The sequence below is a fragment of the Serratia sp. PAMC26656 genome (assembly GCF_016469055.2).
Taxonomy (GTDB): Bacteria; Pseudomonadota; Gammaproteobacteria; order Enterobacterales; family Enterobacteriaceae; genus Serratia; species Serratia plymuthica.
Window position 1 is genome coordinate 3,776,188 of the sequence record NZ_CP150486.1, and the last position, 16,686, is coordinate 3,792,873.

Annotated in this window: 14 protein-coding genes; 11 read left to right on the forward strand and 3 right to left on the reverse strand. The window is 55.9% G+C overall.

Going from position 1 to position 16,686, the window contains the following annotated elements:
- Window positions 1-46: 46 nt before the first annotated feature.
- From JEM67_RS18840 to JEM67_RS18855, 4 genes are all read left to right on the forward strand, one after another.
- Window positions 47-487: a nucleotide triphosphate diphosphatase NUDT15 gene (locus JEM67_RS18840; RefSeq protein ID WP_199636245.1), complete on the forward strand. Its 441-nt coding sequence runs from the start codon at window positions 47-49 to the stop codon at window positions 485-487.
- A gap of 258 nt (window positions 488-745) precedes the next feature.
- On the forward strand, window positions 746-1,906 hold the full coding sequence (locus tag JEM67_RS18845; protein WP_199636244.1) for a NapC/NirT family cytochrome c: 1,161 nt from the start codon (window positions 746-748) through the stop codon (window positions 1,904-1,906).
- A gap of 12 nt (window positions 1,907-1,918) precedes the next feature.
- Window positions 1,919-4,399: a trimethylamine-N-oxide reductase TorA gene (gene torA / locus JEM67_RS18850; protein WP_199636243.1), complete on the forward strand. Its 2,481-nt coding sequence runs from the start codon at window positions 1,919-1,921 to the stop codon at window positions 4,397-4,399.
- Between the two features lie 166 nt (window positions 4,400-4,565).
- The gene (locus tag JEM67_RS18855; RefSeq protein WP_199636242.1) at window positions 4,566-5,744 is read left to right on the forward strand and encodes a sugar efflux transporter; all 1,179 of its coding nucleotides are present in this window, start codon (window positions 4,566-4,568) and stop codon (window positions 5,742-5,744) included.
- Here JEM67_RS18855 and JEM67_RS18860 read toward each other — a convergent pair.
- A complete protein-coding gene (locus JEM67_RS18860; RefSeq protein WP_006317870.1) occupies window positions 5,741-5,995 on the reverse strand; it encodes a YkgJ family cysteine cluster protein in 255 nt (84 codons plus the stop codon). The two genes, JEM67_RS18855 and JEM67_RS18860, sit on opposite strands and share 4 nt — an antisense overlap.
- Window positions 5,996-6,278: 283 nt before the next feature.
- On the opposite strand from JEM67_RS18860, the gene mtr reads away from it, so the two are divergent.
- Window positions 6,279-7,523, forward strand: coding sequence for a tryptophan permease (mtr, locus tag JEM67_RS18865; RefSeq protein ID WP_199636241.1), 1,245 nt, complete (start codon window positions 6,279-6,281; stop codon window positions 7,521-7,523).
- A 129-nt stretch (window positions 7,524-7,652) separates the two neighbouring features.
- A complete protein-coding gene (gene yeiP / locus JEM67_RS18870; RefSeq protein ID WP_013813782.1) occupies window positions 7,653-8,225 on the forward strand; it encodes an elongation factor P-like protein YeiP in 573 nt (190 codons plus the stop codon).
- Window positions 8,226-8,364: 139 nt separating this feature from the next.
- Here yeiP and uxuA read toward each other — a convergent pair whose 3' ends face one another.
- Complete coding sequence (gene uxuA, locus JEM67_RS18875) at window positions 8,365-9,555, reverse strand: mannonate dehydratase (RefSeq protein WP_199636240.1); 1,191 nt, start codon at window positions 9,553-9,555, stop codon at window positions 8,365-8,367.
- Window positions 9,556-9,896: 341 nt separating this feature from the next.
- Here uxuA and JEM67_RS18880 point away from each other — a divergent pair, with 341 nt between their 5' ends.
- Window positions 9,897-11,378: a mannitol dehydrogenase family protein gene (locus JEM67_RS18880; RefSeq protein ID WP_199636239.1), complete on the forward strand. Its 1,482-nt coding sequence runs from the start codon at window positions 9,897-9,899 to the stop codon at window positions 11,376-11,378.
- Between the two features lie 48 nt (window positions 11,379-11,426).
- Here JEM67_RS18880 and JEM67_RS18885 read toward each other — a convergent pair whose 3' ends face one another.
- On the reverse strand, window positions 11,427-11,735 hold the full coding sequence (locus JEM67_RS18885; protein ID WP_199636238.1) for a type 1 fimbrial protein: 309 nt from the start codon (window positions 11,733-11,735) through the stop codon (window positions 11,427-11,429).
- A 312-nt stretch (window positions 11,736-12,047) separates the two neighbouring features.
- Between JEM67_RS18885 and JEM67_RS18890 the strand changes: the two genes are divergently transcribed.
- The 4 genes from JEM67_RS18890 to JEM67_RS18905 all read left to right on the forward strand — a co-directional run bounded on the left by JEM67_RS18890 (window position 12,048) and on the right by JEM67_RS18905 (window position 16,610).
- Window positions 12,048-13,022 carry a CobW family GTP-binding protein gene (locus tag JEM67_RS18890; protein ID WP_199636237.1) on the forward strand — a complete coding sequence of 325 codons (975 nt, stop codon included), beginning with the start codon at window positions 12,048-12,050 and terminating at the stop codon, window positions 13,020-13,022.
- 51 nt (window positions 13,023-13,073) lie between these two features.
- Window positions 13,074-13,784: a phosphatase PAP2 family protein gene (locus JEM67_RS18895; protein WP_013813786.1), complete on the forward strand. Its 711-nt coding sequence runs from the start codon at window positions 13,074-13,076 to the stop codon at window positions 13,782-13,784.
- Window positions 13,785-14,191: 407 nt separating this feature from the next.
- A complete protein-coding gene (gene mepS, locus JEM67_RS18900; RefSeq protein WP_013813787.1) occupies window positions 14,192-14,767 on the forward strand; it encodes a bifunctional murein DD-endopeptidase/murein LD-carboxypeptidase in 576 nt (191 codons plus the stop codon).
- A gap of 256 nt (window positions 14,768-15,023) precedes the next feature.
- The gene (locus tag JEM67_RS18905; RefSeq protein WP_199636236.1) at window positions 15,024-16,610 is read left to right on the forward strand and encodes a cyclic di-GMP phosphodiesterase; all 1,587 of its coding nucleotides are present in this window, start codon (window positions 15,024-15,026) and stop codon (window positions 16,608-16,610) included.
- Window positions 16,611-16,686 lie beyond the last annotated feature (76 nt).

The window sequence follows — 16,686 nt, forward strand, 5'->3', positions numbered from 1 at the left end:
CGCAAAAATGACATACTGTGCTGAAACTTTGCTGACGGAGAGAAGCATGACTGTTGTCGCGGGCATAGGCGTCATTATCGTTAATGCGCAGGGAGAGATCTTGCTGGGAAAACGCTGCGGTAAACACGCCCCTTTCTGGTCAATTCCCGGTGGACATCTGGATGCCGGCGAGACGTTTGAACAGTGCGCGCAGCGTGAGATCGCCGAAGAAACCGGGTTGATCATCGCCCCGCCGAGCGTGATCGGCATCAGTAACAATCTGCAGACCTGGCGTGCCGAAGGAAAGCATACGGTGTCGGTGTGCATGGTGACGCAGCATCCTGGCGGCGAGGCGGAACTGAAAGAACCGGATAAATGCTCGGAATGGCGCTGGTGTTTACCTGAGGCGCTGCCGGAGCCCCATTTTGAAGCCAGCCGCAACGCCATCCATCTGTGGTTGACCGGCCAATTCTATTTACCGACAGCCTCATTGTTGCCGACAGAATAACCATTTCCCATTCAGGTTTTTCATACCCTGTCCGTGATGGCGCTTGCAAGGTCATAATCCCCTGTAAAAACGCGTTATATAATACAAAATATAACGCTAAAATATCCCCCAAATGCCCTTTTTTCCACTAAAAATAACCCTATAGTGTTAGATGTTTTTACCGATAAACCTTATACTTAATCCGGTTAATTGGCCTTTGGCCAACACCTTTTTGGGAAAGGTTTTCCTTGGTATTTCATAATTATAAGTGGGTTCAATATGAACAAAAAGCTAACGGGCTGGGCAACAAAGCGCCGGTGGGGATGGCTGTGGCTACTGCTGCTCGGCATCATCCTCGGTGCGGCGCTATTGGCGGGCACCGCCACCGTGTTCCATAAAACCAGCGACACCACCTTCTGCGTTTCCTGCCACACCATGCAACAGCCTCTGGCTGAATATCAGGGCAGCGTTCACTTCCAGAACACCAAAGGCATCCGCGCCGAATGCGCCGACTGCCACGTCCCGCATGAACCGCTCGATTACCTGTGGACCAAAATCCGCGCGGTAAAAGACATTTACGGCGAAATGGTCGGTACCATCGACACGCCGGAAAAATACGAGGCGCACAAGCTGGCGATGGCCCAATCGGTGTGGAAAACGTTGAAAGAAAACGACTCCGCCACCTGCCGCTCATGCCACAGCTTCGACGCCATGGACATCACAGCCCAGCGACCTGAAGCGCGCATTCAGCACCCGGTCGCCATCAAACAGGGCGAAACCTGCATCGACTGCCATAAAGGGGTAGCGCATATCCTGCCGGACATGAGCGGTGAAACTCAGGCCGGCGCCGCAGAACTGGCGAAGGCGGCGGCGGAAACCTCGCCTACCGCCACTACCTTGTACACCATCGCCACCGAGCCGTTCTTCCTGAAGCAGGATGACAGCCACAATGCCGGTAACCTGATGCCTTCCACCGAAGTTCAGGTGGTGAAACAAGACGGCGACAAAGTGCTGGCCAACGTCTCCGGTTGGCAACAAGACGGCGTGAGCGAAGTGTTCTACGCCGCGCAGGGCAAACGCATCCTCAGCGTGCTGTTGGGTGAAGACGCCCGTAAATTATTGAAAACCGGCAATACTCTGACAGACGCCGAAACCGGCCTGGTATGGCATCAGGTTTCACTGCAGATCTGGTTGCCACGCAAGCAACTGATCGACGATCAGCAAAAAATCTGGCGCTACGCGGCGGATATGATGTCGACCAACTGTACCGGCTGTCACGGCCTGACCGCCCTCGATCGCTTCAATGCCAACCAGTGGATCGGCGTGATTAAAGGCATGGCTCCACGCACCTCGCTGACGCAGGAACAGCTGCGCGTTCTGACACAGTACGTGCAGAAACACGCCAGCGACATGACACCTGCCGCACCAGCCAAGCTTTAAGGGAAAAGCGCAATGAGCAAATATCAACAGCACCCGTTAAAAATGAGCCGCCGCCGCTTCCTGACCGGCGCCACCGCGCTGGCCGTCGCACCGCTGCTGGCGGGCCTGTGGCCTAAATCTGCGCTGGCGCAAGCCATCAGCCAGGCATTGCCGCAGTTTGTGGTACTGCGCCAGGCGCAAAAAGGCATTCTGACCGGCGCGCACTGGGGCGCTTTCGAAGCCATAGTGCAAGACAGCAAAATGGTCGGCGTGCAGCCGGTGAAAGACGATCCTTATCCGAACGAGTTGATCACCATGGCGCCCTTCCAGGTGCACGCCGAAAACCGCATTAAATACCCGATGGTGCGTAAAAGCTGGCTGGAAGGTGGCCCCGGCAGCCGCACTGAACTGCGCGGGCGCGACGAATGGGTGCGCGTCAGCTGGGACAAAGCGATTGAACTGGTCTGCAACGAGATCACCCGTTTGCAAAAAGATCACGGCCCGCAGTCCATCTATGCCGGTTCCTATGGCTGGAAGAGCGTCGGCATGCTACATAACAGCCGCACGCTGCTGCAACGCCTGATGAACCTGACCGGCGGTTTCCTCGGCTATGCCGGTGACTACTCTACCGGTGCGGCGCAGGTGATCATGTCGCACGTAGTGGGGTCGATGGAGGTTTACGAACAGCAAACCGCTTGGCCCAACGTGATTGAAAACAGCCAACTGGTGGTGATGTGGGGTTGTAACCCGATGATCACGCTGAAAAACAGCTGGAACGTGCCGGATCACTACGGCCAGACCGGTTTTGAGGCGTTGAAGAAAAAAGGCACCCGCGTCATCAGCATCGATCCGGTGCACAACGACAGTGCCAAATTTGTCGGCGCGCAGTGGATTGCTCCGCGCCCTTATACGGACGGCGCCATGCTGATCGGCATCGCCCATACGTTGCTGACCGAGAAACTGCATAACCCGGACTTCCTGAAAACCTACACCGTCGGTTTTGACAAGTTCCAGGCCTATCTGCTGGGCGAACACGACGGCATGCCGAAAACCGCCGAATGGGCTGCGGACATTTGCGGCGTCGATGCCGAAGTGCTGCGCCAACTTGCGCGCGACATGGCGAAAAATCGCACCATGATTATGGGTGGCTGGGGCATTCAGCGTCAGCATCATGGCGAACAGCAACATTGGCTGTTGGTCACGGTAGCGGCCATGCTCGGCCAGGTTGGCCTGCCGGGCGGCGGCTTCGGTTTCAGCTATCATTATTCCTCCGGCGGCAGCCCAACGGCGAAAGGCGGCATTATTGCCGGTATTTCCGCCGGCAATTCACCGAAGAACTCCCCTTCACCCATTCCGGTGGCGCGCATTGCCGAATGCCTGGCCAACCCCGGCAAGACCATTAACTTCAATGGCGCGCAGGTTACCTACCCTGAGGTGAAAATGGTGTACGTGGCGGGCGGCAACACCTTCCACCAGCATCAGGACACCAATAACCTGGTCAAGGCCTGGCAGCGGCCGGATACCATAGTGGTGAATGAACCTTACTGGACTGCCACCGCCAAGCACGCCGATATCGTGCTGCCGGCCACCACCAGCTATGAGCGCAACGATCTGGAAATGGGCGGCGATTATTCGCAGCTGTACGTGTTCCCGATGCACAAGTGCGTACCGCCACAGCATGAGTCGCGCAGCGATTTCGATATCTTCGCGGCGATGGCCGCCAGGCTGGGGGTTCAGGATGCCTTTACCGAAGGCAAAGATGAAACCCAGTGGCTCAAAGGTATGTACGACGACATGAAAACCCAGGCGCGCGCCGCCCGGGTAGCTCTGCCGCCGTTCGACATGTTCTGGCAGTCCAACAACTATGTGCGTTTCCCGGTGCCCGAGGCCAATACCCAATGGGTCCGCTTCGCCGACTACCGCGAAAATCCCCTGCTTAACCCGCTGGGCACGCCGTCCGGCAAAATAGAGATCTACTCCGACGCCATCGCCAAAATGAAGTATCAGGACTGCCCGGGCATCCCGACCTGGATGCCGCCTCACGAATGGTATCGCGGACCGGAAGCGGTGAAGTACCCGCTGTCGCTGAACACCGCGCACCCGATCAATCGACTCCATTCGCAGCTCGACAACACACCGCTGCGCAAAAAATATGCGGTGGCGGATCGGGAAGCGATTGTGATCCACCCTCAGGATGCCCAACCGCGTGGCATCGCCAATGGTGATTTGGTGCGGGCGTTTAACGATCGCGGTCAGATCCTGGTCGGTGCGGTGGTCAGCGAAGACGTGCGCCCCGGCGTGGTACGCATCAGCGAAGGCGCCTGGTTCGATCCGGCCGATCCTTCCCAACCGGGATCGCTGTGCAAGAACGGCAACGTCAACTGCCTGACCTTCGACGTCGGTTCCTCTAGCCTCGCGCAGGGTAATTGCGGGCAGATGGCGCAGTTGCAGATTGAGAAGTATCAGGGCCCGGTGCTGAAAAACACCGCACACGCCGTGCCTGCCGGCGCGTAAACTGCCAGACAGGGCGGCGGCAACGTCGCCCTTTTTTAAGCTTATGCGGATAATCGCTTTTCACTGTTAAGCAGAATGAAACTGCTTTTTGTTTTTTTGTTTTTTCTTAAAAAAATGGGCGTATCATTCACCCGACCTCCTTATTTCCGACCCTTTGCTGACCTCTATGCCTACATCGACTGCGGTAACTCGACGCTCGCCCGATCTCACTTCGCTGGCCTTTCTCGTCGTGGCTTTTCTCACCGGGATTGCCGGTGCTTTACAAACGCCCACGCTCAGCCTGTTTCTGGCCACGGAAGTGCAGGTGCGCCCGTCGATGGTGGGCCTGTTTTTCACCGGCAGCGCCGTCATCGGCATTCTGGTCAGTCAGTTTCTTGCCCGCCGTTCGGATCAAAAAGGCGACCGCAAGTCGCTGATTTTCCTCTGCTGCATGCTGGGCGCACTGGGCTGCGTGCTGTTCGCCTGGAACCGTAATTATTACCTGCTGCTGATCGTGGGCGTGATGCTGACCAGTTTCGGCTCTACCGCCAACCCGCAGATGTTCGCCCTGGCGCGCGAACACGCCGATCGCACCGGCCGCGAGGCGGTGATGTTCAGCTCAATTTTGCGTGCACAGGTTTCCCTCGCCTGGGTAATAGGCCCGCCTATCGCCTTCGCGCTGGCATTGGGTTTTGGCTTTAAGGTGATGTATCTGGCGGCAGCGGCAGCATTTATCCTGTGCGGCGTACTGGTGTGGAAAATGCTGCCATCGATGCGCAAAACGCAGGTGACAACCCGCGCCACGCTGGAGGCGCCACGCCAGAACCGCCGCGATACGCTGCTGTTGTTTATGGCCTGCACCTTTATGTGGACCGCAAATGGCATGTATTTGATTAATATGCCTCTGTATATGGTGCACGAGCTGCAACTGTCGGAAAAGCTGGCCGGGATACTGATGGGCACGGCGGCCGGGCTGGAGATACCGACCATGCTGATTGCCGGCATGGTGGCCAAACGCTTCGGCAAACGCTTGTTGATGCGCTGTGCAGTGGTAGCGGGTCTGCTGTTTTATTTTGGGCTGCTGTTTATCACCGGCACCTGGCAACTGATCGCCCTGCAACTGCTTAACGCGGCGTTTATCGGCGTGCTGGCGGGGATCGGCATGCTCTATTTCCAGGATTTGATGCCCGGACAGGCGGGTGCAGCCACCACCTTGTTTACCAACACCACGCGCGTGGGCTGGATTATTGCCGGTTCTGTCGCCGGCGTGGTGGCGGAGATCTGGAGCTATCACGCGGTGTTTTATTCCGCGCTGGCGATGGTCGTCGGCGCGGTGCTATGCCTGTGGAAGCTTAAAGATGCTTAAGGTGCAGTATCCGCTTCCAGCTTGATCAGATAGATCAATGCCTGGTCACGATGGTCATGACACATCTCACGGCTGGCCTGCAGGCTGCCGCACACTTTGGGCCGCAGCGGCGAGTGAAACAGGCCGCAGCGCAGTTGCTCACTCAGATGAATGCAGCGGGTATTGGCGGGCTTGCCGTTGGGCATACCTGGGATGGGGCTGGATATTGAAGGCGCGATACAACAGGCGCCGCAGTCGGTACGACAGTCCATCAGCGAGTCTCCCGGTGGGCTGGCGGAATTGAAGCGCGACAATATCAGCACGGCTCATCCGCCGCCAGCATAATCCGGTTTTGCTCGCGAATCTTTACACCCCACCTCCATAGCCAAAAACCAGCCACTCTCATACAGACAAAAAATACGCCATAAATTGTCCAACTAGCACCAATTAATGCATGAAACAAGCGCACTCACGGCTTTACATGCACCAATCACACATGTACCATTGAGCTAGTACAAAAGAACTCACGGCCGACGCGGCCACTCAGGAGCAAAAATGTCCACGGACACCATCCAGAAGCTAGCCCGCCCTTCGGTACTCGGCGGCGCGATGATCATTGCAGGCACCGCCGTCGGCGCCGGCATGTTCTCCATTCCCATCGTCACTTCTGGCGTGTGGTTCAGCGGCTCCGTGGCGCTGTTGATTTATACCTGGGCCTGCATGCTGATTTCCGGTCTGATGATCCTAGAAGCCACACTGCATTACCCAAGCGGCGCCAGCTTCCATACCATCGTCAAAGATCTGCTGGGCAAAGGCTGGAACGCCATTAACGGCATTTCCATTACCTTTGTGCTGTACATCCTCACCTACGCCTACATTTCCGCCGGCGGCTCGATCATCGCCCACACGCTGGAAGGCATCGTCGGTGTCGGCCAAACCACCGCAGGGCTGGTGTTTGCCATCGTGGTGGCATTTATCGTCTGGTTGTCGACCCGCGCCGTCGATCGCCTGAGCACCATTCTGATCGGCGGGATGGTGATCACCTTTGTGATGTCGGTGGGCGATATGTTCACCCACGTACAACCGGCGGTGCTGTTCAACCGCGGCGATGACCAGGCCAGCTACCTGCCTTACGCACTGGCGGCGTTGCCCTATCTGCTGACGTCGTTCGGCTACCACGGCAACGTGCCGGGGTTGGTGAAGTACTACCAAAAAGACAGCCGTGCGGTGGTGCGCAGCCTGGTGTACGGTACGCTGCTGGCGCTGGCTATCTATATCCTGTGGCAGTATGTGATTCAGGGCAACATCGCCCGCGATGCCTTCAAACAGGTGATTGCCGAAGGCGGCAACATCGGCAGCCTGCTCAAACAGATGGGCAACGTCTCCAGCAGCCAGGCCGTTGGCCAATTGCTGAACGCCTTCTCTTATATGGCGCTGGCCAGTTCATTCCTCGGGGTATCGCTGGGCCTGTTCGATTATCTGGCGGACTTCTTTAAATTCAGCGATGACACTACCGGGCGCAGCAAAACCGCGCTGGTGACTTTCGCACCGCCAACGCTGGCCGCCCTGCTGTTCCCGAACGGCTTCTTGTACGCCATCGGCTTCGCTGGACTGGCGGCCACCATCTGGGCGGTGATCGTGCCGGCGATGATGGCGCGCGCCAGCCGCCTCCGCTTCCCGCAGGCGCAGTATCGCGCGCCAGGCGGCCACGGTATGATCCTGTTCATCATTCTGTTTGGGGTGATCAATGCCGCCGCCCATCTGCTGGCGTTGCTCGGCCTGCTGCCGGTATTCCAGTAAATCCGCTCAGGGGATGGCATTCGTCATCCCCTTTCCGTCACTGTTTTTGCGCGATCTGCTTGCCTGAAATCGGCGGCGCGAGTAACTTGTCGCAACTTCCCAAATACTCTTCATTGCAGGTTACTTTATATGGCAAAGGCTAACGAAATTAAGCGCGGCATGGCGATCAATTACAACGGCAAATTGCTGTTGGTGAAAGACATCGATGTGCAAAGCCCAAGCGCACGCGGCGCCAGCACCTTATACAAAATGCGTTTCTCCGACGTCCGCACCGGGCTGAAGGTAGAAGAGCGTTTTAAGGGCGACGATATTCTGGACACCATTTCCCTGTCCCGCCGCAAGGTGAACTTCTCTTATATCGACGGGGAAGAATACGTGTTCATGGATGACGAGGATTTCACCCCGTACATCTTCAAGAAAGACCAGATAGAAGACGAGCTGCTGTTTATTCCTGAAGCCGGCCTGCCGGGCATGCAGGTGCTGACGCTGGACGGCCAGGTGCTGGCGCTGGAACTGCCGCAGACCGTAGATATGGAAATTGTCGACACCGCGCCGGGCATCAAAGGCGCCTCCGCCAGCGCCCGCAACAAGCCGGCCACCATGGCGACCGGCCTGACCATTCAGGTACCGGAATACCTCAGTGCCGGCGATAAAATCCGCATTCATATCGCAGAGCGTCGTTACATGAGCCGCGCCGACTAGTCAATGTTCAGGGGCCAATCATTGGCCCCTGTTTTTTATGACAAAGTGGCATCCCTGCGATAATAACGGGCGCAGCATGCAACTCCCCTATCCAGTAAATCCTTCAGAGCATTGCCCGCAAGTTTGGAAAACCAAAACGTTACGGCAACTCAGGGAAGAAACGGCGCTTAAGCGCCAGTTCAACGCCGCGCAGCTCCGCCAATCCTTTCAGACGACCAATCGCCGAGTAGCCCGGATTGGTTTTTTTCTTCAAATCATCCAGCATCTGGTGCCCGTGATCGGGACGCATCGGGATCGGCCGGCGATCGCCCGCCTGATGGCGTCGCTGCTCCTCGCTGAGGATCGCCTCAATCACCGCAACCATATCCACGTCCCCCTGCAGATGGGCACCCTCATGGAAACTCTTCGGGTTCTCTTCGCGGCAGGTGGCGCGCAGGTGGGTGAAATGGATGCGGTCGCCGAAGGTGTCAATCATCCGTACCAGGTCATTATCCGCACGCACGCCGTAAGACCCGGTGCACATGGTGAAACCGTTATAGAGGCTGTCGACGGTCTGCTTCAGCCACTGCATGTCCTCAATGGTGGACACGATACGCGGCAGGCCGAGGATCGGCCGCGGCGGATCGTCCGGATGCACCGCCAGACGCACGCCAGACTCCTCCGCCACCGGCACAATGGCGCGCAGGAACACCGCCATATTTTCGCGCAGTTGCGCCTTGTCGATCGCATCGTACTCCGCCAGCCGGGCGCGGAACTGATCGAGCGTGTAACCCTCTTCGGCGCCCGGTAGTCCGGCGATGATATTGCCGGTCAATTTGTTTTTCTCCGCTTCGCTCATGGCCGCGAAATGGGCGGCCGCCTGCGCCTGCTCTTCCGGCGTGTAATCCTGCTGTGCGCCGGCGCGCTGCAGAATATGCAGATCAAAGGCGGCGAAGGCGATGTGATCGAAACGCAACGCTTTCGAACCGTCAGGCAGCAGGTACTCCAGATCGGTGCGTGTCCAATCGAGAATCGGCATAAAGTTGTAGCACACGGTATCGATACCGCAGGTCGCCAGATTACGCAGCGACTGCTGGTAATTGGCGATATGCCGCAGGTAATTGCCGCTGTGGGTTTTGATCTCTTCATGCACCGGAATGCTTTCCACCACCGACCATACCAACCCTTTCTCCGCCAACAACGCCTGACGCGCCTTGATCTCATCGATCGGCCAAACTTCGCCATTCGGGATATGGTGCAGTGCGGTGACGACGCCGGTGGCACCGGCCTGACGCACATCGTCAAGAGAGACAGGATCGTTCGGCCCGTACCAACGCCATGTTTGTTCCATTGTTTATCCTTGTAAAAATCGCCGGGGGTTGCCGGTTGGTGATCAAGACTGCTCAAATCCGGTAATCTTGTTATACCAAACGAGATAGATATCATTTATCTTTTACCTTACTCCGTCGAGGCAGGTTGTCAAAACAGAAATCGCACTGGGTTGATCCACTTCACGAATCTGGCTTATTTTGGACAGAGCAATTTTATTAATACGCAGACAGCCTTACACTGGCGGCAGAGAGCCAGTACCACAAAGGCTGAAAGCAGCCTCATTTGTCGCCTGAAAAACTGGTCTGATAGCTTTTAAAAAGTTACCGGCCAGCACCTTTTTACTCAGCTTTGGAGCCTTGAATGAAGACTATCGCCAACTCGCCGCTACCGGATGCGGTCCAGCAACCGCGCTACGATCGCAGCGCATTGCAAAGCCGCATGGTGCATATCGGATTTGGTGCTTTCCACCGCGCCCACCAGGCGTTGCTTACCGACCGGGTGCTGAATCGCCAGGGCGGCGACTGGGGTATTTGCGAAATCAGCCTGTCTGGCGGCGTGCCATTGTTCCAGAACCTGCGCTTGCAAGAGCATCTGTACAGCGTGCTGGAGAAAGGCGCGGCGGGTAATCAGGCTATCGTGATAGGCGCAGTGAATGAAAGCGTGCACCGCAAGCTGGAAGGGATCGAGGCCGTGCTGGAAAAGCTGGCGGAACCTCAGGTGGCGATCGTGTCGATGACCATTACCGAGAAAGGCTACTGCATCGAGCCGGGCAATGGAAAACTGGATCTGCAACACGAAGCGATCCGTGCCGATCTGGCCAATCCAGGCCAACCGGCCACCGTTCCCGGCATTCTGGTGGAGGCGCTGCGTCTGCGCCTTGAACGCGGCCTGCCCGCCTTCACCCTGCTCTCCTGCGATAACATTCCGGAAAACGGCCATGTGCTGCGTAACGCAATAATCGGATTGGCGCAGGAGCGTGACGGCATGCTGGCCGAGTGGATAGCCCGGCAGGTCAGCTTCCCCAGCACCATGGTCGACCGTATTGTTCCGGCCGCCACGCCGGAAACGCTGGCTGACATTGCCGCCGCTCTCGGCGGCGTCCATGATGAGTGCGCCATCGCTTGCGAACCCTTCATTCAATGGGTGGTGGAAGATAATTTTGTCGCCGGTCGCCCGGCCTGGGAACTGGCCGGGGCACAGTTGGTCGACGACGTGCTGCCGTTTGAGCAGATGAAGCTGCGCATGCTGAACGGCAGCCATTCGTTCCTGGCCTATCTCGGTTATCTGGGCGGCTATCAGTACATTAACGACTGCATGGCCGACGAGTCTTATCGCCGCGCCGCACACCACCTGATGCTGGCAGAACAGGCGCCGACCCTCAGCGTCAGCGGCATCGATCTGGCCGCCTACGCCGCGCAGCTGATCGAACGCTACAGCAACCCTGCGCTGCAGCATCGCACCTGGCAAATCGCCATGGACGGCACGCAAAAACTGCCGCAGCGCATGCTGGATTCGGTCCGTTGGCATTTGCAGCACGGCGGCAGTTATGCCGGCCTGGCGTTGGGCGTCGCAGCCTGGATGCGCTATGTCAGCGGTGTGGATGATGCCGGCCAGCCTATCGACATCCGCGATCCGCTACTGCCTGCACTGCAGCAAACGGTGGCCGCTACGCCGGACGATGAACAGCGGGTTAAGGCGCTATTGGGGTTGAAAAGCGTTTTCGGTAAACAGCTGCCGGCCGAGGGGGAATTTGTGGCGGCGGTAACCCGCGCTTACCTGTCGCTGCGCGATCGCGGGGCACGCCAAACGGTGAAAGAGTGGGTTGCGACTCAACTGGCCTAAGGAATGAAAGCCATGCCGGGCAAGCTGTGCCCGGCATGGTCGGGTAACTTAACGATAAACCACGGTCATGACGGCCAATTTTTTCTGTTGATCCACCCACTGCATTTCCGTCGTGCCTAAATTCAGTGGAAGCTCTTTGCGTGAAACATCGAAGTGCGACAGGGTCTGTTGCCCTTGATAGTGTTGCCCATTGCGGTAACATTGCGTATTGGCCGTTGAACCGGCGATATCCACCGAGCAGGGGCTTTCTACGACAGAACCCACAAAATGAATAACCCCGCCAGTGGTTCCAGCATGGCCTGCCGCCGTCCATGAAAACAACATTCCTGCGATCAAAACTAACCGAAAGATGTTCATGGCAACCTCACTTTTGTTAACTCAATTTAAACATAGAGGATTTCTTTAGGAATAATCGCAAGGTAAGGGGGGTTATTTGAGGGATACTCCAGCCATTAACAGTGTAAAAACAAGCTAATAACTGCCTGCACATCTGTCTAATAGCGGGTTTTTGTTAGGAATTTTCCGAGCACCAAACGTGGATTTCACCGGTGAAATAACGCAGCATAACGTATTGAATTTGTGACCTGGCGCAGGTTACGCACTCTCACACAGCCAGGTAGTACGGCTTAGTTATCGCCCCCTGGACTTTATCAACATCAGGAATCATCAATGACCAAAACTAACCTGATCACCGGTTTTCTCGGCAGCGGTAAAACCACCACCATCCGTCATCTGCTGGCCAACAAGCCGGAACACGAGCGCTGGGCGGTGCTGGTGAATGAATTCGGTGAAATTGGCATCGACGGCGCGTTGCTGGCGGACAGCGGCGCAGTGCTGAAGGAGATCCCCGGCGGATGCATGTGCTGCGTAAACGGTCTGCCGATGCAGGTTGGATTGAATATGCTGTTGCAGCAAAACAAGCCCGACCGGTTACTCATCGAGCCGACCGGCCTGGGCCATCCGAAGCAAATACTGTCGTTGCTGACGCAGGACAGCTACGCCGGCTGGATCGATCTGCAGGCCACGCTGTGCCTGCTGGACGCTCGCCAACTCAGCGAGCCACGCTATCGAGAAAATGAAAACTTTCGCGATCAACTGGCAGCAGCCGACATTATTCTGGCCAGTAAAAGCGACACCTATCAACCGCAGGATCTGCTGGCCTTGCAACAGTGGGCGGCGCAAGATCCCCGCCAGCGGCCGCTTTACCCCATAGAACAAGGCCAGGCGAATGTAGATTGGCTCAACCTGCCTCGCACGAATCGCACAGAATTACCGGATGCTCAGCATCATCATAGCCATGCCAAAACTCAGGGCCTGGCCGCATTGCGGCTGCCGGAAACCTCGCGTTGGCGACGGGCGCTCAATCAGGGTCAGGGGTTTACCAGCTGTGGCTGGATTTTTGATGCGGACACAGTATTCGATACCATTGGCATCATGGAGTGGGTGCGGCTGGCGCCGGTCGAACGCGCCAAAGGCGTGGTCCGCATTGCAGAAGGCACGTTGTTGATTAACCGCCAGGGGCAGGATCTCAATATCGAAACGCGCCCTATCGCACCGCTGGACAGCCGCATTGAACTGATCCACAGCGACAATGCGGACTGGAACGCCCTGCAATCCCAATTGTTTAACATTCGTTTAAGTTAGAATCTTTACCGTTAGCATCATTTTATTTTTAGACTTACAACAGGTTATGTCATGACACGCCGCAATTTACCCTTCATCATTTTCTTCAATTTACTGGGCATTGCGCTGTTTCTGTCCTGGTTCCTGCCGGCTAACCACGGTTACTGGTTTACTCTGGACTCAGCGATTTTCTTTTTCTTCAACCGCCATCTGGCGACCGATCCCGGCTTTTTGCACCTGGTGGCCATCACCAATAATCGCGCCTTTGACGTGATTTCACTGATCGCCATGGGGTTGCTGTACCTGTATTTTTATCTCAAACAGGATGCCACCGGCCGCCGTCGTTTATGGGTCACCGGCATTGTCATGTTGCTGACCGCCGTAGTGCTGAACCAGCTTGGGCATCTGCTGCCGGTAAAGCACCCCAGCCCATCGCTCAGCTTCGAGAACATCAACCGAGTCAGTATGCTGACCGGCATCCCCACCAAAGATGCCTCCAGCGACAGCTTCCCCGGCGATCACGGCATGATGCTGATGATTTTTACCTGTTTTATGTTGCGCTATTTTAACCGCCGCGCCTTTGCCGTGGCGCTGCTGATCACCCTAGTTTTCTCACTGCCGCGCGTCATGATCGGCGCCCACTGGTTCACCGATATCGCCGTCGGCTCACTGTCCGTGGTGCTGGTGGGCGTCAGTTGGTGCCTGATGACCCCACTCAGCGACAAGCTGATTAACGGGTTGAACCTCATGCTACCCGGCAAGCACCGCCCCGCCCAGCCATAACAAATCGCTATGACCCGCAGGAGGCCCGCCGCCTCCTGATTATTTCCGCGCCGCCTTTTGTCTATTTCCACATCAGCGCGTTAACGCTTTCGTCACCTGATTTCACGTAAAACCAACACAACGGGCAATCGGCGTTTTTTATATGAAGTTTTACATTATGTTACATCACAAATTCATATAAAAAAGGGCAGGAAAAGGCTCGCAATCCCTGATTCGTTGCGGTAACCTCGGATGCGTTTGTGCCTGGTTTACCTCGTTTCAGCATTAAATCCGTGAAAAATGTGCGTTCCGCCACGTTTTCAGCGGTAAGCGATTGTCGGGGCAGCAGGTGCAGATTAGGCTCATTCCGTTTGGCATTTTCAGGTAGCGACTTTCGTCGTTAAGGACTTCAAGGGAAAACAACAACAATGGTCAAATCTCAACCGTTTCTGAGATATTTTTTGCGGGTAGTACCTGCAATTGCCGCAGCGGTAATGCTCTCCGCATGCAGCTCGACTCACACTTCGAACTTGAATAACGCACAAACTGAGATGCATGCAGTTAATGACAAAAATGGTCTTTTACTGCAAGCCTCTCAGGATGAATTCGAAGCAATGGTCCGTAACGTTGACGTTAAGTCAAAAATCATGGATCAGTATGCAGACTGGAAAGGCGTTCGCTACCGTTTAGGCGGCGAAAGCAAGCGCGGCATTGATTGCTCGGCGTTTGTACAGCGCACCTTCCGTGAACAGTTTGGTATGGATTTACCGCGTTCTACCTATGAACAGGAAGACCTCGGCAAGAAAATCGTGCGTACCAAACTGCGTCCTGGCGATCTGGTGCTGTTCCGCGCCGGCTCTACCGGGCGCCACGTCGGCATTTATTTAGGTAACGATCAATTCGTTCATGCCTCTACCAGCAGCGGCGTGATGATTTCGAATCTGAGCGATAACTACTGGAATAAACGTTATCGTGAAGCCCGCAGAGTGCTGACCAGCAGCTGATGGCGCAAAATACCTGATTGTCCTGAATACCAAACGAGCAATAAAACGCTGCCTCCGGGCAGCGTTTTTTTTATCCCTAACGTTACGCTGATAAAAAACTCACCTATCATCATCAAATACTATTAAGCGTTTGTTAGCAGATTACCCTGCGTAAATAAACGATGAATAATGACTGCACCACCACCATTGGGATATATTAAGCGATCACTTGATAACAAAAACAGAATGATACGCCGTGCTCAGGGGGCAAAGATTTATGGGCTTGAAAAGGGCATTTGCACGCCATGTTTCGCACAGACGACGCAGCCTGGCTAAAAGCAGCATTGTCGCTCTGGTATTTTTTATCCTGTTTACAGGCATCACGCTCCTCCTGATTAATCACCAGCGCACACAATATCAACGCACGGTAGAACAACGTACGCAGAAATTCACCCTCGAAAATCTGGATAGTCTGACGGAAATCATGCTGCAATTGATGCCGTTGACGGAACGCTCCTGCGCGTCCAGCCAGCCGGAAATTACTTATCAAGCGGCGTTTAATTCCGGCGTGCGGAGTTTTCTGTTGGTGAAAAACGGTTTTGCCTATTGCTCCTCGGCTACCGGCAGCATGATGCTGGCACTGAAAAATATTTATCCGGAAATCGATCCGCGCCAGACGCGGGATCTCAAATTGCAGCAAGGCACCCCCCTTGTGCCGGGAAAACCCGCAGTAGCCGTCTGGTTGCGTCATCCCGGAGAGGAAAACACCGGCGTGTTGGCGACCCTGGATATCAACCTGATGCCCTATCTGCTGTTCGCTTCGCGTGACGCACGCACACCCGGCATTGCCATTATTCTGGGTGATCGCACCCTGACCACCTTCAGCCCGAACTTGATGCCAGTGAGCCAGTTGCCGAACGACCAGGCCGATCGCTTAGCCATTCCGGGCACGCCGATGACGATTCTGTTTTATAACGAAACGCTGACGCCCAATGATATCCGCCTGACCCTGCTGGGTAGCCTGGTGCTGTCATTGATGATCGGCGTCCTGTGCTACTACATGCTGCTGCTGCGCCAAAGCCCGGAGCGTGCGTTGATGCGTGGCATCAAGCGCAATGAGTTCTTTATCGAATACCAGCCGGTGTTCCATACCCGCAAAGGGGCCGTCGCCGGACTGGAGGCGCTGATCCGCTGGCAGCATCCGATTGAAGGGCGCATCCCGCCGGACCTGTTTATCCCCTACGCCGAAAGCGAAGGGCTGATTGTGCCGCTGACGCGCCACCTGTTCCGCCTGATTGCCGAAGACGTGCCACGCCTGGCGACGGTGTTGCCAAAAGGCGCCAAACTGGGTCTGAACATCTCCCCTTCCCATCTGAGCGCCCCCTCCTTCCATCAGGACGTGTACGAACTGCTGGCGCAACTGCCCAGCGACTACTTTACGCTGGTATTCGAGATCACCGAACGCGGCATGGTAGAGGAAGCCAATGCGCTGGCGGAGTTTGACTGGCTGCACCAGCAAGGCATCGAGATCGCCATCGACGATTTCGGCACCGGTCACAGCGCGCTGATTTATCTGGAACGCTTTACCATGGACTACCTGAAAATAGACCGTGGTTTCGTCAACACCATTGGTCAGGATACGGTCACCGCTCCGGTGTTGGACGCGGTGATCTCGCTGGCTAAAAAACTGAAAATGCAAACCGTGGCGGAAGGCGTGGAAACCGCCGAACAATTGCACTTCCTGCAGGAACGGGACGTCAACTTTATGCAGGGGTATTATTTCAGCAAGCCGTTAAGCATCGACAACTTCGTGACATTCTGCAATAGCCAGCAGGTCTTTGATTATCAGGCGCAAAAAGCCTGATCTTTACATTACTTCACCCTGCGGCACGGCAGTGAATGTTATGCTGGCCGCAGACTTAACCGACTTATCAGCAGGA